The sequence below is a fragment of the Kitasatospora acidiphila genome, from assembly GCF_006636205.1.
Taxonomy (GTDB): Bacteria; Actinomycetota; Actinomycetes; order Streptomycetales; family Streptomycetaceae; genus Kitasatospora; species Kitasatospora acidiphila.
Genome location: NZ_VIGB01000003.1, coordinates 740,767 through 759,281 on the forward strand (window position 1 = coordinate 740,767; position 18,515 = coordinate 759,281).

At 72.5% G+C, this 18,515-nt stretch carries 18 protein-coding genes; 8 read left to right on the forward strand and 10 right to left on the reverse strand.

The genetic code is table 11. From position 1 onward, the window contains the following. Nucleotide 1 precedes the first annotated feature (1 nt). The 4 genes from E6W39_RS04220 to E6W39_RS04235 all read right to left on the reverse strand — a co-directional run bounded on the left by E6W39_RS04220 (nucleotide 2) and on the right by E6W39_RS04235 (nucleotide 4,743). Nucleotides 2–2,035: an MMPL family transporter gene (locus tag E6W39_RS04220; protein ID WP_220140158.1), complete on the reverse strand. Its 2,034-nt coding sequence runs from the start codon at nucleotides 2,033–2,035 to the stop codon at nucleotides 2–4. Beyond that, complete coding sequence (locus E6W39_RS04225) at nucleotides 2,035–2,814, reverse strand: ferritin-like domain-containing protein (RefSeq protein ID WP_141632323.1); 780 nt, start codon at nucleotides 2,812–2,814, stop codon at nucleotides 2,035–2,037. Before E6W39_RS04225 ends, E6W39_RS04220 begins: the two co-directional genes overlap by 1 nt. Before the next feature lie 67 nt (nucleotides 2,815–2,881). Next, the gene (locus E6W39_RS04230) at nucleotides 2,882–4,222 is read right to left on the reverse strand and encodes an ABC transporter substrate-binding protein (protein WP_141632324.1); all 1,341 of its coding nucleotides are present in this window, start codon (nucleotides 4,220–4,222) and stop codon (nucleotides 2,882–2,884) included. After that, the gene (locus E6W39_RS04235) at nucleotides 4,210–4,743 is read right to left on the reverse strand and encodes a hypothetical protein (protein WP_141632325.1); all 534 of its coding nucleotides are present in this window, start codon (nucleotides 4,741–4,743) and stop codon (nucleotides 4,210–4,212) included. The genes E6W39_RS04230 and E6W39_RS04235 overlap by 13 nt, the downstream gene beginning before the upstream one ends. A gap of 121 nt (nucleotides 4,744–4,864) precedes the next feature. Between E6W39_RS04235 and E6W39_RS04240 the strand changes: the two genes are divergently transcribed. The 6 genes from E6W39_RS04240 (at nucleotide 4,865) to E6W39_RS04265 (ending at nucleotide 10,541) form a co-directional block, all read left to right on the forward strand. Further along, nucleotides 4,865–5,374, forward strand: coding sequence for a hypothetical protein (locus E6W39_RS04240; protein WP_228717955.1), 510 nt, complete (start codon nucleotides 4,865–4,867; stop codon nucleotides 5,372–5,374). Further along, nucleotides 5,374–7,209, forward strand: a complete 1,836-nt coding sequence (locus E6W39_RS04245) for an ABC transporter permease subunit (RefSeq protein WP_141632326.1) — start codon at nucleotides 5,374–5,376, stop codon at nucleotides 7,207–7,209. The genes E6W39_RS04240 and E6W39_RS04245 overlap by 1 nt, the downstream gene beginning before the upstream one ends. 56 nt (nucleotides 7,210–7,265) lie before the next feature. Further along, a complete protein-coding gene (locus tag E6W39_RS41000; protein ID WP_228717956.1) occupies nucleotides 7,266–7,943 on the forward strand; it encodes an ABC transporter ATP-binding protein in 678 nt (225 codons plus the stop codon). Then, nucleotides 7,940–8,602, forward strand: coding sequence for an ATP-binding cassette domain-containing protein (locus E6W39_RS04255; RefSeq protein WP_228717957.1), 663 nt, complete (start codon nucleotides 7,940–7,942; stop codon nucleotides 8,600–8,602). The genes E6W39_RS41000 and E6W39_RS04255 overlap by 4 nt, the downstream gene beginning before the upstream one ends. A gap of 153 nt (nucleotides 8,603–8,755) precedes the next feature. After that, nucleotides 8,756–9,979 carry a serine hydrolase domain-containing protein gene (locus E6W39_RS04260; RefSeq protein ID WP_228717958.1) on the forward strand — a complete coding sequence of 408 codons (1,224 nt, stop codon included), beginning with the start codon at nucleotides 8,756–8,758 and terminating at the stop codon, nucleotides 9,977–9,979. Nucleotides 9,980–10,034: 55 nt separating this feature from the next. Then, nucleotides 10,035–10,541, forward strand: coding sequence for a hypothetical protein (locus tag E6W39_RS04265; RefSeq protein ID WP_141632328.1), 507 nt, complete (start codon nucleotides 10,035–10,037; stop codon nucleotides 10,539–10,541). 6 nt (nucleotides 10,542–10,547) lie between these two features. Here E6W39_RS04265 and E6W39_RS04270 read toward each other — a convergent pair whose 3' ends face one another. Continuing rightward, nucleotides 10,548–10,919 (reverse strand): MerR family transcriptional regulator, encoded by a 372-nt coding sequence (locus tag E6W39_RS04270; protein WP_141632329.1) that lies wholly within the window; start codon nucleotides 10,917–10,919, stop codon nucleotides 10,548–10,550. 117 nt (nucleotides 10,920–11,036) lie between these two features. Here E6W39_RS04270 and E6W39_RS04275 point away from each other — a divergent pair, with 117 nt between their 5' ends. Further along, nucleotides 11,037–11,702 (forward strand): class II aldolase/adducin family protein, encoded by a 666-nt coding sequence (locus E6W39_RS04275; protein WP_141632330.1) that lies wholly within the window; start codon nucleotides 11,037–11,039, stop codon nucleotides 11,700–11,702. Between the two features lie 43 nt (nucleotides 11,703–11,745). Here the strand turns inward: E6W39_RS04275 and E6W39_RS04280 are convergent, their stop codons facing one another. The 5 genes from E6W39_RS04280 to E6W39_RS04300 all read right to left on the reverse strand — a co-directional run bounded on the left by E6W39_RS04280 (nucleotide 11,746) and on the right by E6W39_RS04300 (nucleotide 17,706). Next, entirely contained in the window at nucleotides 11,746–12,915 is a 1,170-nt protein-coding gene (locus E6W39_RS04280) for a wax ester/triacylglycerol synthase domain-containing protein (RefSeq protein WP_141632331.1), read from the reverse strand. A gap of 37 nt (nucleotides 12,916–12,952) precedes the next feature. After that, nucleotides 12,953–14,185 (reverse strand): glycosyltransferase, encoded by a 1,233-nt coding sequence (locus tag E6W39_RS04285; RefSeq protein WP_141632332.1) that lies wholly within the window; start codon nucleotides 14,183–14,185, stop codon nucleotides 12,953–12,955. Between the two features lie 4 nt (nucleotides 14,186–14,189). Further along, on the reverse strand, nucleotides 14,190–14,981 hold the full coding sequence (locus E6W39_RS04290; RefSeq protein WP_181799093.1) for an alpha/beta fold hydrolase: 792 nt from the start codon (nucleotides 14,979–14,981) through the stop codon (nucleotides 14,190–14,192). A 388-nt stretch (nucleotides 14,982–15,369) separates the two neighbouring features. Then, the gene (locus E6W39_RS04295) at nucleotides 15,370–16,287 is read right to left on the reverse strand and encodes a phosphotransferase (protein WP_141632334.1); all 918 of its coding nucleotides are present in this window, start codon (nucleotides 16,285–16,287) and stop codon (nucleotides 15,370–15,372) included. A 33-nt stretch (nucleotides 16,288–16,320) separates the two neighbouring features. Beyond that, nucleotides 16,321–17,706 (reverse strand): hypothetical protein, encoded by a 1,386-nt coding sequence (locus tag E6W39_RS04300; protein ID WP_228718610.1) that lies wholly within the window; start codon nucleotides 17,704–17,706, stop codon nucleotides 16,321–16,323. A gap of 245 nt (nucleotides 17,707–17,951) precedes the next feature. On the opposite strand from E6W39_RS04300, the gene E6W39_RS04305 reads away from it, so the two are divergent. Further along, a complete protein-coding gene (locus tag E6W39_RS04305; protein WP_141632335.1) occupies nucleotides 17,952–18,449 on the forward strand; it encodes an ATP-binding protein in 498 nt (165 codons plus the stop codon). The last annotated feature ends 66 nt before the right edge of the window (nucleotides 18,450–18,515 follow it).

Below are 18,515 nucleotides of genomic sequence, written 5' to 3' on the forward strand. Positions count from 1 at the left end.
GTCAGGCCTGAGCCGCCGTTGACGCCGTGGGTGGATCGGACGCCCGGCCTGGCCGGCCGTCAGACCTGCGGCAGGATCCGGTCGAGCCAGCGCGGCAGCCACCAGTTGACCTTGCCCAGCAGCTCCATGATCGCCGGCACCAGCACCATCCGGACCAGGGTGGCGTCCAGGAAGACCGCGACCGCCAGGCCGAGCCCGAACTCCTTGACCGCGATGTCGGGGTGGCGAGCACCGAGAGGAAGACCGTCACCATGATCGCCGCCGCCGCGGTGATCACCCGGGCGGTCCGGCTGAGGCCGCGGGCCACCGCCTCGCTCGTGTCGTTGCCCGCGTCGTACTCCTCGCGGATCCGGGAGACCAGGAAAACCTCGTAGTCGGTGGAGAGCCCGAACAGGATCGGGAAGATGAACAGCGGCACCCAGGCGGTCACCGGCGCCGTGGTCGGGAAGCCGAGGAACGAGTTGAGCCACCCCCACTGCACGATCATCACCAGCACGCCGAACGCGGCTCCCACCGACAGCAGTGTCACCAGCCCGGTGCCGGCGATCGCGGGCGGGATCACCTGGCCGCGCAGCCGGTCCAGCAGCTTGGGCGTCGCCGGGTCCAGGTGCGCGGTGGTCGGGTACGCGATGAACAGCTCCGCCGCGCCGTCCGCGCTGCGCTCCGGCGGCACGGTCTGCGCCACTCCGGGCGTGCTCGCCACCGCGCTGACCAGCGGTCCGACGGCGGCCGCCGCCCCCGGCGAGGGCAGCTCGGCGACCACCACGAACGGCGCGTCGAAGCCCGGCCCGAAGCCCTGCTTGAGGATCTGGTGGGCGGTGTAGCCGCTGGTGCCGTGCGGTTCGGTGCTGTTGTCCTCGAAGCTGAGGCGCATCGACAGGGCGGGCACGGCGAGCAGGATCATCACCGTCGCACCGGTCACCAATCCGGTGACCGGTCGCCGCTGGATCACCCGGGCCCAGCGCTCGGCCATCGGGCTGCGGGATCCGGTCCGCCCCAGATAGGGCAGCTTGAACCGGTCGATGCCGTGCCCGGCGAACCCCAGCAGCGCCGGCAGCAGGGTGATGGCGGTGATCATGGTCATCAGCACCGTCACCGAGGCGGCCACCGCGGTGGCGGTCAGCAGGCGCTGCTGCACCACGACGAGGCCGAGCATGGCGATCACCACGGTGGCGCCCGCGTACAGCACCGAGCGGCCGGCCCGGGCGGTCGCGACCACCACCGCCTGCTCCGGATGGTCGCCCTCGGCCAGTCCCTCCCGGTAGCGGGTGACGATGAAGAGGGCGTAGTCGATGCCGACGCCCAGGCCGAGCAGGGTGGCCACCAGCGGACTGAACGAGGGCGCCGGAATGGGATGGCCCAGCAGGAAGATGAGCGCCAGTCCGCTGCCGATGCCGAACAGGGCGGCCAGCATGGTCAGCCCCATCGCCAGCAGCGAGCCGAAGGCGATCAGGATCACCAGCATCGCGGCCAGCCCGCCGATCGCGTCCGAGGACCCGCCGTACGGGGTCTCCGCGGTGACCACGTCGGCGCCGCCCAGCGCGAAGGTGACACCCGACCCGCTCGCCGCCTTGGCCTGCGAGATCAGGTGCTTGACCTCGCCGGTGTCCATCGGGTTCTGCTCCGACTGGGTGGTGGCGAAGCCCGCGGTGCCGTCGTGCGAGATCTGACCGGGGACGTCGTACGGCGAGCCGACGGTGGTGATGTGCGGCGAGTGCTCCAGGGTGGCGACCATCGCCTCCACCCGCTGGCGCACCGCGGGATCGTTCAGCCCGGCCGGGGCCTGGATCGCCAGGGTCAGCGAGCTGCCCTTGCGCTCCGGGAAGTGCTGTTTGAGCAGGTTCTGCGCGTGGGCGGACTCCGATCGTCCGCCGGTGAAGTCATTGTCGGCCGGCGCCTTGAAGCCGAACCCGACCACCAGCAGCACCACCAGCCCGATCATCCAGGCGACCAGCACCAGTCGGCGCCGCCCGTAGCAGAAGCGGCCGAGCCGGGTCAGCGCCCCGCTCGGCCGCGACGGTTCGGTCTGGGCCATCAGTCGACGGCGTCGGCCGTCGCCGGACCGCCCAGGGCGTTGCGCTTGGCCGGCATCTTCAGGGTGGTCATCCGCTGCCAGCCGCCCAGCAGCTCGTACAGGTAGACCACCTGGATGCCCGCGGCCAGCACCGCCGACTTGGCCTTGGGCCAGCGCAGGATGGCCCCCATGTGGGCCGTCACGGCCAGGCTGACGTCGCGATAGGTGCGGATCTCCGCCTTGGCGGTCTCCCGCAGGGTGTCGAGGATCCGCCGCCCGTGGCCGGCCGCGGCCAGCCGCAGCAGTTCCTCGTGGCAGTAGGCGAGGTGGTTGTCCTCGTCGGCGGAGATCATCCGCACCGCCCGGCCGATCTCCGGGTCGTTGCCGAACACCTTGCAGAGCAGCCGCATCTGCTCGGAGGCGCGCTGCTCGGTGACCCGGCTGTGGGCCAGGTAGACGATCACGTCCACCTCGGTCAGCGGCTCCTCGCGGCGCAGCCGGGAGTGCGCCAGCCCGATGCCCTGGCGCTCCAGGATCATCGTGTAGTCGGTCTCGTCGGGCACCGCGACGGGGGTGAGGCCGCGCTTGTGCAGCAGGGCGTTGAAGATCCGCCCGTGCTTGTCCTCGTCGGCGCCGTGCCGCGCGATCTTGGGGGCGAGTTCCTGGTCCGCCACCAGTGCGGCGATCCGGCCGTTCTCCCATCCGCCCTGGTCCTCACCCTTGGCCGCGATGGAGCAGAACAGCCCGAACGCCTCGTCGTTGGCGTGGATCTCCTGGAACAGAGTGCGAGCTGAGAGCATGTCAGCCAGTCAACGCGGGGCCCGACGGCCCGGCAACAGCTGGCCGCCGTTCGGGCGACGTCCGCCGTCATGGCTGGTAGGGCAGCTGCGGGACCTCGAAGCAGTTGGTGTCCATGTCCGGCACCTGGGTGACCCAGCCCGGCCCGCCCGCCGGCGTGCTGTCCTGCCAGCGGGCCACGTCCAGGCAGGCGCGGGTCGGACCGCTGGGACGTGGCTGGCGGACGAAGTCGGTGGGGATCAGCAGCCCGTGCGCGTCATACGGCTGGTCGCGGTCCATGAAGCGCTCCACGCAGGCCCGGGTCAGGGCGCCGCCGCACGAGGCCATCGCGTCGGTCAGCCACTGCGCCGCCGCCCAGCCCTCCAACTCCCATGCCGACATGACGGGTTGACGGTCCGGGTAGTAGCGCTGCATGGCGCTGCGGAAGGCCTGCACGGCCGGGTACTGGGTGTCCGCGTAGTTGCGGCTGGACGAGGTCGCCCACAGCACGGCGCGGCAGCCGGGCGCCGACTGGTAGTCACGGGCCACCGTCTGGGTCCAGTTCTGCACATTGGTCACCTTGGCGGCCAGCTTCACCCCGGCGGTGTCCAGGGCCTGGCAGAGCGCGGTGTTGCCCCGGGTGTCCATGGCGTCGAAGAGCAGCTGGGTGTGGTCGGCCGACAGTGCCGTGGCCACCGCCTGGAAGGCGGGCAGCGCCAGGTCCACCGTCCGGGTCAGCACGTGGTAGCCCTCGGCGGCGAGGCCCTGCTCGATCTGGTGCGCGTAGGAGAGCGACTCGGCCTGGTTGTAGGCGACCACGGCGGCGCGGTCGGCGTTCAGTCGCTGCTTGAAGAACCGGTAGACCTCGGTGGTCTGGTAGAGCGTGCCGTCCCAGCCGACGCTGCGCCCGTCCCGAGGAGCGTTGTTGCCGTAGATCTCGAACAGGTGCGGCCAGCGGTCGTACTGTGTCCCGATCGGCTGCCCGCCCACGTCCGGCACCGCTTTGCCGCTCACATAGGACGCCCCCGCGTAGTCCAGCGAGCTGCCCGCGGTGAGCGCGAACACCTGGTCGTGGTCGATCAGTTGGTGCACGCAAGTTTGGTTGCCGATGCCGCTGCCGCCGTCGTCGCAGGTGACCACCTGCACGGTTCGCCCGTGCAGCCCGCCGGCGGCGTTCAGCGCCTGGAAGAACGCCAGCGCCCCGTAGCGCGGCCCGGAGAGCACCTCGGCGCCCAGCGGGCTGGTGAGGGAGGTGATGATCCCGACCTTGATCTGGCCGGCCGTCACCCCGGTGTCGCTGGCCGTGTTGCCGCCGCCGGCCGGTGGGCCGGTGGGGGCGGCGAAGTCCTTGGCGGGCAGCCGGGTGCCGCAGCCGACCAGCAGGAGCAGGACGGCCGCGGCGAGGCGGGCGCGACGGGTCAGCTGCTGCAACCGGGCACCGCGCTGGCACCGGCCTGGGCGACCAGGGCGCACAGCGTCGAGTCGGAGACCTTCCAGGTGCCGTTCTCCAGCACCGCCTGCCCGGCCGCGTTGGGCTGCACGGTCTGCCCCTGGAGCGAGAGGTTGTAGGTGACGGTCGCCATGGTCGCCGAGGTGAACTGCACATTGGTCACCTGTGCGCTGATCTGGCCCACCCGGGGGTCGTTGGCGAAGCTCTGCAGCACCGGCAGCAGTTGGGTGCCGTTCTGCAGCAGGCCGGCCTTGGCGGTGATCGGGGTGCTGGGCGAGAAGAAGCTCTGCCAGTTCTGGGTGATCTGCTGGGTGGCCGCCGCGGTGTCGGCGGGTGCGGTCCCGGTGGGGCCGGCGGACGGGCTTGGCGACAGGCCGGCCGACGTCGGGCTCGGCGTGGGGCTCGGCGTCGTCGTGCTCTTGGTGCTGCTGGAGCAGGAGGTCACCAGCAGCGCGGCGCCGAGGACGGCACCGGCCGCTCTGATCACGAGGTCCTTGCGCATGGGGTCTCTCTCCGCCCGGTGGTACCGGTTCTCGGTCGTGGTGACACTGCGTCAGCGTGCGACACGGGTAACACTGACCATGTAGGCCGATCGGCGAACCACACGCAACAGGAGGCAACGGATGGACGACCCCGGCGCGGGCGCCTCCTCGCCGGGCCGGCGGGGACCTGGCCGGTCGGCCGCCGAGCGCCTGTTCACCGGGCCGGGCCCCGGCCTGCTGCTCGCCGTGGTCGGCGGGGCTCTCTGCGTCCTCGGCTGGTACGCGGTCTCCGGCGAGTCCGTGACGGCCCGCCAACTGCCCTACCTGGCGTCGGCCACCGCGCCGGGCGTGGCCCTGCTCACCGGCGGCCTGGTCTGGCTGGCCGTCCACACCGCCGCCGGCGGCACAGCCGACCGGCCCGCGGCGGCCGTCGAGTGGCAGGCACCCGAGGCGGCCGGGGAGCCGGGGGTGCTCGGCGGCGGGCTGGTCGCCGTCCCGGGGGGCACCCTCTGCCACCGGCCGGGCTGCCCGCTGGTGGCCGGCAAGGAGCAGGCCGTACCGGTCGACGCCGCCGCGGTGCGGCAGCGCGGCCTGGCCCCCTGCCCGGTCTGCGAGCCCGACATCCTCCCCTCCCCCGAAACTTCCCCCTGATGGCCGCACCCGGACTGGCGATCGACTTCGCGCTCGCGGGCGTGGCGGTCGGGAGCGCGGCGGCACTCAGCGGGGTCGGGCTGGTGGTCTGCTACCGGCTGACCGGGGTGCTCAACCTGGCGCAGGGCGGGATCGCCGTGTTCATCGCGTACCTGCTGCGCGAGCTGGCCGTGGTGCGCGGCTGGCCGCTGTGGCTCGCGGCGGCCGTCTGCCTGCTGCTGGTCGCGCCCGGGCTCGGGGTGCTGCTGCAATTCGGCGTCTTCGGGCCGCTGCGGCGGCGGGCGGCCGGAGTCGGTGAACAGGTGGTGGCGACCGTCGGGGTACTGGTGCTGCTGATCGGGCTGGTGGCGGCGATCTGGGGCACCGCGCCGCTGGCCGACGTGCCGTCGCTGGTCCCGGCGCGCACCTTCACGCTGCCGGGTGGGCGGCTGCTGCGGCTGGACACGGTGGCCCAGCTGGGCGCGGTGCTGGTGGTGACGTGCGCGGTGTGGGCGGTGGGCCGGTTCACCCGGTTCGGGGTGCGCAGCCGGGCGGTCGCGGACGACCCGGTGCTGGCCGAGCTGGCGGGGGTGAACGCCGAGGCGGTCGGCGCGATCGGCTGGGCGTTCGGGGCGCTGACGGCGGGCCTGGTCGGGGTGCTGCTGGCTCCGCTGGTGCTGCTCGACCCGTACGGTCTGCCGCTGCTGGTGCTGGAGACCCTGGCCGTGGCGGTGGCCGCCCGGTTCCACAGCCTGCCGGTGGCGGTGGCCACCGGGCTGGCGCTCGGCATCGCGCAGGCGGAGCTGGCCTGGCTGCACCCGCCCGGCACGCTGATGGCGGTGGTGGACGCCGCGCAGTCCAACCTGTTCGCGGTGGCCCTGCTGGTGGCGGCCCTGGTGCCGTGGGGTGCGGCGGAACAGGGGCTGGTCGGAGGCGGGGCGCTGCTGGCCGGCACGGGGGCTCGGCGCCATCGGGACGGGTGGACGCCGCTGCTGTGCGCGGTGGTGCTGCTCACCCCGCTGGCGCTGCGCGGTGGCGGGGTGCGCGCGCTGCTGACCGTGCCCGGGATCGCCCTGGTGCTGCTCTCGGTGGTGCTGGTCACCGGGAGCGGCGGGCTGGTCTCGCTGGCCCAGGGCGCGTTCGCCGGCCTGGGCGCGCTCGGCACCGCGCAGCTCGCCTCCGGGCAGGTGCCGGGCGGGGCGGCGCTGGTGGTGACGGTGCTCGGGCTGGCCGCCGCCGGGGTGCTGATCGGCTGGCCGGTGGTGCACCGGCGGGGCCTGGTGCTGGCCCTGGTGACCTTCGCACTGGCCGTCGGACTGAGTCGCTTCGTCTTCCAACAGCCCTATGCCACTGCGGGGTTGACAGCGATCCGACCGTCGTTCCTGCGCAGCGACCGGGCTCTCTACAGTGCCGAGCTGGCGGTGCTGGCGGTGGGCGCGCTGCTGGTGGCGGCCGTGCGCCGGGGGCGGCTGGGCCGGGCCCTGCTGGCCACCCGCGACCATGAGGCGGGCGCCTGGGCCGCCGGGGTGGCGGTGCCGCGGCTCAAACTGCTGGTGTTCGCCCTCGGTGCCGGGCTGGCCGGCGCCGGCGGGGTGCTGCTGGCGCTGGCGGGCGGTGCGTTCGACGCGGCGACGTTCGACCCGGTGCAGGGGCTGCTCTGGTTCGCCACGGTGGTGGTGACCGGGGTGGACAGCGCTGCCGGGGCGGTGCTGGCCCCGTTCGTGCTGGTCGGCCTGGACGCCGCCACGGTCCCTGGCATGTCGGCGGTGGCGGTCGGGGCACTGGCCACCGCCACCGGGCACCTGCCGGGCGGGCTCATCGGGTGGGCGCGCAGCCGGCTGGGGGCGTCGTCGTGACCGCTGCGCCCGCAGGGCCCGTCTTGAGTGCCCGGTCCGTTTTGAGTGTCCGGTCCGTGACCCGCCGGCTCGGCGGTGTCGCGGTGGTGAACGGTGTCGACCTGGACCTGGCGCCCGGTCAGGTCACCGCGCTGGTCGGCCCCAACGGCGCGGGCAAGAGCGTGCTGCTGGACTGCCTCAGCGGGGTGGCCCGGCCCGATGGCGGCCGGATCCTGCTCGGCGCTCGTGACGTCACCCGGGCGCCCTGCCATCGGCGGGCCCGGCTCGGGCTGGCCAGGACCTTCCAGCAGGTGGCCGTCTTCCCGGGGCTGACGGTGGCGCAGAACGTGCTGGTCGGCGCGGAGCACCACGGTGCCACGGGGGCCGTCGGGCGCACCCGGGTCGCGGGGGTGCTGCGGCTGCTCGGGCTGGCCGAGCTGGCCGCGCATCCGGTCGCCGGGCTGCCGCTCGGGGTGCTGCGGCTGGTGGAGCTGGGGCGGGCGCTGGCCGGCGGGCCCCGGGTGCTGCTGGTGGACGAGGTGTCGGTGGGCCTGGATGCGGCCCAAGTCGCCTGGGTGGCCCAGGTGTTGGCGATGACGGCGGAGGAGGGCGCCGCGGTGCTGCTGGTCGAGCACGATCTGGCCCTGGTGGCCCGGCTCGCGCACCGGGCGTATGTGCTGGACACCGGCCGGGTGGTGACCACCGGCACGATCGCCGAGGTGCTGGCCGACGAACGGGTGCGGAGGCTCTGGTGACCACGCCGCTGCGGCTCGCGCTCCTGGGGGTCACCGTGCACCAGGGCTCGGCGGTGCGCCTGGCCGGGGTGGACATCCGCTGCCCGGCCGACCGGCTCGGGTTCCTGATCGGGCGCAACGGCTCCGGTCGCACCGCCGTGCTGGAGACGCTGGCCGGGCTGGTGCGGCCCAGCGGCGGCACGGTGCTGCTCGACGGGCGCGACATCGGCTCCCTGCCCCCGCACCGGCGGGCCGCCCTCGGGGTGGTGCTGGTGCCGGCCCGCCGCGCGGTCTTCCCCGCTCTCACGGTGGCCGAGACCCTGGCCCTGACCGGTCGGCCGCCGCAGCCGATCGTCGACGCCTTCCCCGAGTTGGCTCCGCTGCTCCCCCGCCGGGCCACCGCGCTCTCCGGCGGGCAGCAGCAGCTCCTGGCCCTGGCCCGCGCGTTGCTCACCGACCCGGCCGTGCTGCTGCTGGACGAGCCGGACCGCGGTCTGGCCCCGGCGGTCAGCGCCCGACTGCATGACCAACTCGCCATCCGCACATCCCTGTTGACCGCCCGCACGCTCCCCGCCTGGGCACCGCCGACCGCGCTGGTCCATGTGCTGGAGCGCGGCCGGGTCGTCTGGCAGGGCGAGGCGGGCGAGCTGCGCGCGGGCTCGCGGTTCCGAGCACCCTGACGCCTGGTCAGCCGTTCGTCAGGGAAAGCCCTGATCTTGAAGCCGGGGTCCGATCAGGGCGGATCCCCGATGGCCGGCGCGTCGTTGATCGGCAGACTCTTCGACGAGCCGGAACGCAACCGGCCCTGATCCCTGACTCGGAGAGAATCCGCTGTGAAGAGCCCCGTCAGCCGTACTCGTTGGACCACCGCGGCCGCCGCCGCTGCCCTCACCGCCGCACTCGCCGTCGGCGTGACCTCCCCGGCGAGCGCCGCACCCGTCACCGGCGCGACCGCGTCGGCGAGTGCGTCGAGCACCGCCCTGCCGCCGCTGGACCCGGCGGCGATCCGGCAGGCGCTGGCGAACCGCCCGGCGGCGGATGTCTCCGGCGGGTTCGTCCAAGTCACCGGCAGCGCGGGGAAGTTCACCGGTGCCTCGGGCCCGGGCATCAACCCGGACGGCCGGTTCCGGATCGGCTCGATCTCCAAGGTGTTCACGGCCACCGTGATGCTGCAGCTGGCCGCCGAGGGCAAGGTGGACCTGGACGGCACCGTCCAGCAGTACCTGCCCGGCGTGCTGCCGGCCGGCTTCCCGCCGATCAAGGTGGGTCAACTGCTCAACCACACCAGCGGGTTGCCCGGCGGCTCGGTCGGCTGGGGCAACGGAGGCACCGGCTGGTTCGCCGACCACCGGTTCGACAGCTGGACGCCGCAGCAGATCGTCGCCGGGATGGCCGGTGAGCAGATGAGCTTCCAGCCCGGCACCGCGCAGCAGTACAACGGCATGAACACCTTCGTGGCCGGGATGATCATCGAGAAGGTCACCGGCCACAGCTACGCCCAGGAGGTGCGTCGGCGCATCATCCAGCCCATCGGCCTGCACGACACCTCCGTCCCGAAGGCCGACGACCCGCGCCTGCCGGACGCCGCGGCCCACCCCTACCTGACCGTGCAGGACCCCGACGGCGGCTCGCACCAGGTGGACGTGACCGAGCAGAGCCCGTGGCCGTGGGCCGAGGGCGGCCTGATCTCCAGCGCCCCCGACCTGTCCCGCTTCTACGACGCGCTCTTCCGCGGCCGCCTGCTCCCGCCCGCCCAGGAGCAGCTGCTGTTCACCGTCCCCGACGTCCCCGACTACCAGAGCAGCCACTGCAACACCGGCCCCACCGCCGGCCGCGCCTGCATGAGCATGGGCCTGGAGCGCGCCGAGCTGAACGGCCTGGTGGTCTGGGGCAAGACCGGCTCCCGTCCCGGCTGGACCAGCGGCGTCTTCGCCACCCGCGACCTCAGCCGCACCGTGGTCTACTCGGTCAACCCGACGGTCCTGGACGGCGCCGAGGCGCCGTACTGGTACGGAATCGCCACAGCTGCGTTCGGGATCGGTCAGCAGAAGCCCTGACGTCGCCGCGCTGACCTAGGGTGATCCCGGTCAGTTCACGCAGATGGGGGGACACATGAGGTCGCTCGGGACGGTCCGGATCACCAGATGGCTGACGGTCGGCCAACTGGTGGCCTGGTCAGCCTTCACGGTAGGCATGCTCGCGCTCTACTGCCGGTTGGTCGAGGAGACGTACGCCTACCACGAGGGGGAGGGGCGGTTCGCCGGCGAACTGGCGCTGATCATGTTCTTTCCGCCGCTGCTCGGCAGCATGCTGCCACCTCTCTTCTGGTGGTGGGCGCTGGCATCGTGGCATCACCGTGAGGTCGACGCCAGGATGAAGATCCGAGCCGCCGCGGTCCTCACCGCGGCCGTTCCGGTGCTGCTCACGATCGCCCCCAGGCGGCTGGTGCCGTACTGGGGGTACAGCGTGGTCGCGTTCGCTCTGGTCGGCGCCCTGGCCCTCACCGCCGCCTGGGCCGCACAAACCCCCGAGGTCGCCGCCCGGCTCACCGAGCCACCGAAGAAGGCGGGGCGTCGCGCGCCGATTCCCCAGTGGCCGGCGCCGGCCCGCCGCGACTGACCACGGCTACCAGGTCGCCATCTGCTCCCGGAAGGTCGGGCAGCTGACGATGTCCTGCTCGCCGCACTGGAGGGCGTGCGTCAGCAGCTGGTGCGCGTGCTCGAGGTCGAGCATGCGCTGCTCGACCTCGGCGACCTTGGCGCGGATCATGGCCTGTCGGCGGGGCCGGTCCTGCTGGAACTCGCCGATCTCGGCCAGGGTCAGCCCGGCCTGCTGGAACTTGCGCAGGATCACTATGCGCTCGGCGGCCTCCGGTGGATACCGCCGCTGCCCGCCCTGCCGTTCGGGCGCGGGCAGCAGGCCGTGGCGCTCCCAGAAGCGGATGGCCGACGCGGGCACCTCGGTGATCCCGGCGAGCTGACCGATCGTCATCCGCATCGCGGCGTGCCTCCTCGTGTGTCGCTTGACTTGAACCTTAGTTCAAGTCACACAGTTGCTGGTGCGCACGGCGGCAGCACTGGAGCGGCCGCCGGCCGAGCACGAGGAGATGATGGGATGACCAGCGCAGGCATGGCCCAGGAGCGGGCCGAGCAGGTCGTCGCGGCGGCCGGGCAGCTGTTCGCGGCAGGAGTGATGTCGCACTCCGGGCACGCCAACCTGAGCGCCCGGCTGGACGGCGAGCGCTTCCTGATGAGCCCGGGGTCCGTCCGCGACCTGGCGGCCGACCAGTTGGCGACCATCGGCCTCGACGGGCAGGTCCTGGCCGGAGAGATGAGCCCCTCCGCAGCGGAGGTGATCGCGATGCACGGCGTGGTCTACCGGGCCCGCCCGCAGGTGGGGGCGGTCATCCACACCCACTCGCCCGCCGCGACGGCCTTCGCCGTCGCCCACCGGCCGCTGCCGTGCCGCACCGAGCCGCTGCTGCGGTTCGGCCAGGCCGAGGAGGTGCCGGTGGTGCCGTGGGGGCCGCGCGGGTCGGACGTGTCGGTGCGGGGCATCGCCGCGATCCTGGCCGAGCGGTCGACGACGTCCGCCGTCCTGCTGGCCAACCACGGCCTGCTGGCGTTCGGTCCGGATGCTGCGGCGGCCGCTCACCTGGTGGTCGCGATCGAGGAGAGCGCCGAGGCGGAACTCGCCGCGCGTGCGCTCGGCGGCGCCGTGGACTTCCCCGAGGGTGCCCTGGAGGCCGTCCGGGCCTCGATGGCCCGGGTCACCCGGTGAGCTCCCGGGCCGCCGACTGGTGAGCGCTCCGCCCTGGGCGCCCTCACTTCGCCAGGTGCCGCAGCTGGTCGGTGATCGCGGCGTTGAGCGGGGCGGCCAAGGCGGCGCGGGTGCGGTCGGTGAGGGTGGTCAGGACGGCGCCGGCGGGGTGGTGGGTCAGGGAGACGGCGAATGGGTGGGAGGGGCCGAGGGGTGGGAGGAGGGCGGCGCCGGTGAGGCGGGCGGTGTCGAGGGTCGCGGCGGGGGCGGGCGCGGCGGGGAGGCTGGTACAGAGGAGGGAGAAGTAGTGGGGGGAATCGACATAACGGCCTGCTGCGGTGCCGAGAGCCGTGGTGCGGCGGGGGCGGGCGGCAACCAAGTCAGCCTGGAACAGGGCGCGTTGGCGTAGGTCGGTGCGGCGGATACGGTGATCGAGGGCGGCCAGGCGCTGCCGCGGGTCGGGGTGGGCGGGGAGCGGCAGGCGCACGGTGGCGTAGTGGTTGCCGAGCAGGGTGGGCTGGTCGGCGGTGCGGACGTCCACCGGGACCATGGCGCAGGCGGATGGGCCGGTCAGGCCCGACTCCCGGAGGGCGCCGGCGATCGCGGTGAGGAGCACGGCCGTGTTCGAGGTCTTCCGGGCGCCGAGTGCGTTTCGTGCGGCGGTCAGCAGCTCGCTCGGCAGCCCGGTGAAGGCGAGATGGCGGCCCGGGCCCAGCCGGCCGTGGAACGGAAGCGGCCGGGCCTTGGGGAGGAGGTCGTCCAGCACCCAGGCCACCTTCCGGGCGAGTGAGGGCGGCCAGGCCTGCGGCCGTGGGCGGTGCTCAGGGGCGGGGTCCAGCAGCGCGTTCAGCATGATGCTGAGCGACTGCCCGTCCAGCAGGGCGTGGTGGGCGCGCAGCAGCAGGGCGAACCCATCGGCGTCCGGGAGCAGATGCAGTTGCCATGGCGGCCGTACGGCGGGGAGCGGCTCAGTCAGCAGGGGGCTCAGTTCACCGGAGGCCGTGATGTGGTGGTCGGCCTTGAATGCCGAACCCTCTTGCCAGTGCGGCCACTTGTCGCCATCGGTCACCGGCGTGGCGCGCAACCTCCGGAACCGACCGAGGCGTTGACGGACCCGCGTCCGCAACTGAGCCAGGGTGGGCGGCGGGCCGTCGAACCAAGCCGCGTATCCGACCGTCATGCACGCCGCACCGCTGCTCTGCTGTCGGTGGAACCACGCATCCAGTGGCGGCATCGCTTCCGACTCCGCCGCACCCCTGCCGCCGGCCGGCTCACCCGAGTCGTGCGATGGCGTCCGCGACACTGCCGGCTCCGTCCTCCCGTTGCAGTGCTCGCGCGAGGCCGGCCGCGTTGCGCCGCAGCACCCCGTCCCGGGTCGCAGCCAGCAGCGCGTCGGCCAATCGGCTCTCGGTCAACTCACGGTAGGAGATCGCCTGTTCGCTCACTCCCAGCTCCACCAGCCGTGCCGCCCACCAGGGTTGGTCGGTCATCACGGGCACGGGTACGGCGGGCACCCCGGCGCGCAGGCCGGCGGCCGTGGTGCCCGCGCCGGCATGGTGGACCACGGCGGCGGTGCGGGGCATCAACCAGCCGTGCGGGACGGCATCGACGGTGATGATGTCGTCGTCGATCACGTCCAGACCGGCCCAGCCGGACTGGACGATGCCCCGCAGCCCGGCCCGGCGCAGGGCACCGGCGGCGAGGTGGCTCAGCTGCTCCGGGTCGCCGGGCATCATGCTGCCGAAGCCGATCAGCACGGGTGGCGGGCCGGCCGCCAGGAAGTCGGCGAGCAGGGCGGGTGGTTGCCACTGCGGGCACTCGTGCGGCCACCAGTAGCCCGCCACCCGCAGTCCGGACCGCCAGTCCGAGGGCCGGGCCAGCACGGTGGGGCTGTAGCCGTGCCAGATCGGCCAGTTGTCGCGCTCCCTGGTCGTGCGCAGCCGGTGGCTGCCGGCCGGCGCCAGGCCGAGCCGCTGGTGCACTGCGCGGACGGCCGCGTCGTAGAGGGAGTCGAAGGCGGCGTTCGCTAGCCGCGCCCGCAGCGGGTTGGCGCGGGCGGGCCCTCGCCAGGCCATCGAGCAGGGGGCGAACTCCCGGCTGGGCACGTCTGGTTGAAGGAAGGCTCCGATCGTCGGGATCCGGTGGTAGCGGGCCACCACCGAGCCGATCGGGGCCGCGAGGGTCGACAGCAGGATCAGGTCCGCTTTGGGGTCGACGGCGGTCAGGATCCCGTCGACGAGGTCGAGTGCGGCCCGTTGGCCGGCGCCCCGCAAGGCGCGCAGGGCTGGCAGTCCGCTGCCCCGCCGGCTGTGCGCGCCGAGCAGTGCCTCGAACGGATCCGCGTCGATCGGTCGGATGCGCAGCCCGCAGCAGGACACCAGGCTCTCGAACCGGGCGTGGGTTGCCAGTTCGACGTCATGGCCGTCGGCCAGCAGTCGGTGCGCCAGGCCGGTGTAGGGGGCCACTGAGCCGGTGGTGCCGACCGTGACGAGCTGGATCCTCATCCGGTCAGACCAGCACCAGCGGCGAGATGCGCTCGACGGTTCGGCAGTAGCCGACCTCGCCCATCGGCTCGCCGAGGAGGAACCGCCGGACCAGGTCGGCGAGTTCAACGGGCCGTTCGACCGGGAGCATGTGGTCGGCATCGGCCACCACGGCGAACCGGCTGTCGGGGCAGGTCCGTGCGAGGGCTCGGCAGCGCTCGGGGGTGGTGAAGTTGTCGTGCTCGCCGGCGATCGCGAGTACGGGCATGGTCGGCGGCTGGCGCAGGTCGAGGCCTTCGTGCTGGAGCAGGCGGCGGCTGTTGGCGATGAACTGCTGCTTGTCGCGGGGCGTCATGTTCAGCAGCCGGCGCTGCAGGAACCGCCGCACCCGGGTGCCGGCGACCACCGAGGCGACGGTGTCGGCGTTGATCAGCATGCCGAGCGTCACCTCGGCGAACTCGTCCATCTCCCCCGCCGCCAGCAGTTCGAGGCTGCGGCGGATCGGGGCGTGCGCCTGCTCGGGGATCCGCATCATGGTGCCGGCCAGCACCATCTTGGCCACTCGGTCGGATTGCCGCTGCGCGAGCCGGTAGACGACCGCGCTGCCGTAGGAGCCGCCGAGCAGGTTCACCTCGGTCAGTTCGAGGTCGTCGAGGATCTGACTGAGGGCGTCCGAGAGGAAGTCGGTGCCGTACTGCTCGGGAAGGACGGGGCTGCTCCCCCACCCCGGCAGGTCGACGGCGAGCACATCGGCGAAGGCCAGGAACTCGCGTTCCAGTCGGCCCCAGCCCTCCTTGGTCTGGAATGCGCCACCCACCAGCACCAGGGGTGCGGTCCGCGACGAGGCACCGCGGACATACCGCGCCTCATAGGAATGGCCGCGCCATTGGTGCCGCGTCACCACGACCTCGTGCCGGCCGTCGGCTCGACCGGCAGCGGCGGGTGCTGTCACTGACCTCATGTACCCTTCCCGACTTCAGGATTGGCATCATCATGGCAGCTTCACAAGGTCGGACTCCGTTGAAAATCGGCGTGTTGCACCGGCATGGAAATAATTTCCACGAACACCACCGGGCCAGCCAGAGATATTCAAATGACAGATCGTCAGATTGACTGCCGATATACAGTCATACAATGTGTGAAAGGGCGAGGAATGCCACGGAACCCCGGCCCGAGGGCGGGCGGGGTTCCGGGTGGGGCCGTTGTTAAAGGATCCGCCAGCGGAGCCCGTAGTCGTCGCGCCGCAGCCCGTCGACGCGCCGGATCACCTCCTCCTGGGTGAACGAGCCGATCACCGCCCGCTTGGCGTTGGTGGTGATCATCCGCAGCTCGCGCAGGTCCCGCAGCACCGGGTAGCCGTCCCAATGGGTGACGTTGAAGCCATAGGCCCTGGCGAACGCCTGGTAGTGGGCACGGCCGTAGCCGAAGCGGCGGCAGTGGATCTCGATGGTGACCAGGTCCAGCTCCGGTGTGCCGTAGCAGATGGTGTCCCAGTCGCAGAGGACGGCGCGGCCGCCGTCGTGCAGGGCGTTGCGGTGCTGCGGGTCGCCCTGCAGCAGCCCGGGCGGAAGCACGAACGCCAGGTCGGCGAGCTGCTTTTCAAGATGCCGCAGCCGGCGGGCGAGGAAGTCCACGTCCTCGGCGGGCAGCGCGGTGATCACGTCGAGGGAGCGCCGGATGGCACCGACCGTGTCCAGCTCGGGGATCCGGAAGGGCGGATGCGGGAGTTGGTGGAGCATGCGGAGCGGGGCGGCGAGTTGTTCCGCTTGGACGGGGTGGTCGGGCTGCGGTAGGTGTCTCCAGAAGGTCGTTGCCTGGCCGTCGATCACGACCGGCTGGCGGACCGGATGGAGCGGAACGGTCGGAAAGTCCAAACCGGCCAGCCACTCGACCAGTTGGACGCTTCGTTGGACCTGGGTCGGGCAGGACCCGCGTCGGGCGATCTTCACCACCACCGGAGCCGTGCGCAGCCGGAAGACCGCATTGGTGTGACCACGTAGCAGAGTTGCGCCCGTTGGATCGAGGCCGGCACGGCGACAGGCGGTGTCGAGGATGCGATGGACGTCGAGCTCGGCGAAACCGCCCACCAGGGGCGGTGCGCTCAACGAGGCGAGTGCGCTCATAGGGGTAAGGCTGGCCGATGAGCCACTCCACTGTCACCTCGTACCGGCCGGCAACATCAGGATCTCGCCCAACTCCCGCACCACCCGAACAGATCGGAACTGTAGCGGAACCATCTCGATCACATCGTTGGCTCGCGAGCCGAGGATATCCGTCCGGTGTGCGGCGGGGACCTGCAGATATGTGTGGCTCGCAAGTTCGCACGCCTCGGCCAGACTTCGCTCCTGTGCGAGGCAGATCGCCTCCTCCAGGCGCAGCAGCGCCGGATCGATGCCGGCCTGGCCCGGGTAGAGGCGCAGTGCCTGCTGCTGGGCGGCGCGCGCCTGGGCCGCCGCGCCGAGGTAAGTGTAGGTGCCGCTCAGATAGAGGTAGAGGCGGCGCTCGGGGAAGGCCCAGGCGTCGTCCACCTGACCGTGCCGGCAGCGCTCGAAGAGGTCCTGCGCCTGGCGGATCGCCGCCCGCGCCTCGTCCGCGCTGCCGCGCCGGGCCAGCGCCCGCGCCTCGGCGGCCGCCGCCAGGACACCGGTCGCGGTCGGCCGGTTGCGGTTGAGCAGCCGGGCCTGCCGGGCCAGGTCGACGGCGCTGTCCAACGGACCGTAGTAGTAGGGGAGCATGGCCGCCTGGGCGCGCACGCGGGCGCGCAACTCGCAGTTGCCGGAGTCATCGGCCGCAGTTCGCGCCGTCCCGTACCACCGTTGCGCCTGCTGCACCCGCCCGAGCTTCATCAGGGCGTCCGCGACCAGCGTGGCAACCAGGGCCGTCATCTCCGACAAGCGCACCTGCACGCCGGCCGGTTGGCGCTCCTCGGCGAGCGTCCTGATCTCCTCCAGGTCGCCCAGCAGTTGAGCGAGCATCTCGGTCGGTGGCGTGTACACATAAGCCTGACGCAGTCCGAGCAGGCGTTCGTCCAGCACCTCCAGCTGGGTCGCGCTGACCGTGGTGAGCGCGAGAGTCCGCTCGACCGAGCGGCGGACGGCGTCCACGACCACCTCGATCGAATCACCCGCCGGTGGCGGCGCGGCCGTGACGGGCGGCGGACAGGGCGGCGGGCAGCTGTCGGCCGTGGCTGGCGCGGCCGGACGGTCCTCGGGCCGGTAGTCGCCGATCAGGCCCAGTCCGGCCGGATCCGTGGCGTAGAGCCGGCAGAGCAGATCGACGGTGCGGGCGCGCGGTTGGCGCGCCGACGTCTCCCAGGCCCGGAGCTGCTCCTCGTTGGTGCCGGGCGCGGAGAGGCCGGTCGCGCGGCAGAGCACGCGCAGTTCGCTGATCGTCTCGGTCAGCGTCCACCCCCGGCCGAGCCGGTGCGCACGCAGTCGGCTGATGCCGCAGCACGCGGCGATCGCCTCGACGATCCGTTCGACGCCCCACTCCTCGGCAACCGCGCGACGGCGGATCTCCCGGGAGCAGGACAGGCTGTGCACCAACCCGTCTTCACCACCTTGTGTGACCGAATGACTCTCCAGAGTAGTGAGATGCCCCGAGGGATCATGCTAAATCCCGGGAAAATCGGGGATTTTGACGTCTTACCAGGAGAACCCCCAACTTCGCGGCGAAACCCCCAACTTCTTGCGGTTGCCGAGCAGGCCATGCCGCGGTCAACCTTGCCGAATCCGCAGCGGACCCTGCCCGGGTCAACTGGTACGCCCCTGGGAGGACCGCGATGCCCATGGTGAAGTTCACGACCACTGCTACCAGCTCGGAAGTCCGTGCGATCCGGGCCAGGTTGGCCGCCGATCTGCGCACGGCCGGTGTGCCGCTCTCCGATGACGAGGACTTCACGCTGCGCCTGCTGATCTCCGAGGTGGCGACCAACGGCGTGCTGCACGGCGCCGGCGGCGGGAACCCGGCCCAGTGGCTCACCATCGAGGCCGATCTGCACCACGACACCCACCGCCTGCGGGTCTCCGTCAGCGACCCCGGACTCGGTCGGCCGGTGCTCGGACCGTTCGACACGGACGACGAGCACGGCCGCGGCATGCAACTGGTCGCGGAACTCGCCGCGGCCCATGGGTGCGAGCCGGACCCGTACGGCGGCGGCAAACGCGTCTGGTTCGAGCTGCCGTTGCAGGGGCTCGACCGCCTCCCCGCACGTCACGCGACCCAGGAGCCCCCGCACGGGTGGCCGAGAACGGACACCCTCGCGCCGTTGGCCCTGCGCCCCTGACGGCCCGTCGTCCCTCACTCGAAAAGTTTTTCCGATCGGCTGTCACATCCGGTCGCCGCGGTCCGT

Excerpts from the sequence above, each read along its gene's own strand:
- E6W39_RS04220 (WP_220140158.1), bottom strand. The coding sequence starts at position 2,035 with ATGGCCCAGACCGAACCGTCGCGGCCGAGCGGGGCGCTGACCCGGCTC.
- E6W39_RS04225 (WP_141632323.1), bottom strand. The coding sequence starts at position 2,814 with ATGCTCTCAGCTCGCACTCTGTTCCAGGAGATCCACGCCAACGACGAG.
- E6W39_RS04235 (WP_141632325.1), bottom strand. The coding sequence starts at position 4,743 with ATGCGCAAGGACCTCGTGATCAGAGCGGCCGGTGCCGTCCTCGGCGCC.
- E6W39_RS04240 (WP_228717955.1), top strand. The coding sequence starts at position 4,865 with ATGGACGACCCCGGCGCGGGCGCCTCCTCGCCGGGCCGGCGGGGACCT.
- E6W39_RS04245 (WP_141632326.1), top strand. The coding sequence starts at position 5,374 with ATGGCCGCACCCGGACTGGCGATCGACTTCGCGCTCGCGGGCGTGGCG.
- E6W39_RS04265 (WP_141632328.1), top strand. The coding sequence starts at position 10,035 with ATGAGGTCGCTCGGGACGGTCCGGATCACCAGATGGCTGACGGTCGGC.
- E6W39_RS04270 (WP_141632329.1), bottom strand. The coding sequence starts at position 10,919 with ATGCGGATGACGATCGGTCAGCTCGCCGGGATCACCGAGGTGCCCGCG.
- E6W39_RS04275 (WP_141632330.1), top strand. The coding sequence starts at position 11,037 with ATGACCAGCGCAGGCATGGCCCAGGAGCGGGCCGAGCAGGTCGTCGCG.
- E6W39_RS04280 (WP_141632331.1), bottom strand. The coding sequence starts at position 12,915 with ATGCCGCCACTGGATGCGTGGTTCCACCGACAGCAGAGCAGCGGTGCG.
- E6W39_RS04285 (WP_141632332.1), bottom strand. The coding sequence starts at position 14,185 with ATGAGGATCCAGCTCGTCACGGTCGGCACCACCGGCTCAGTGGCCCCC.
- E6W39_RS04295 (WP_141632334.1), bottom strand. The coding sequence starts at position 16,287 with ATGAGCGCACTCGCCTCGTTGAGCGCACCGCCCCTGGTGGGCGGTTTC.
- E6W39_RS04305 (WP_141632335.1), top strand. The coding sequence starts at position 17,952 with ATGGTGAAGTTCACGACCACTGCTACCAGCTCGGAAGTCCGTGCGATC.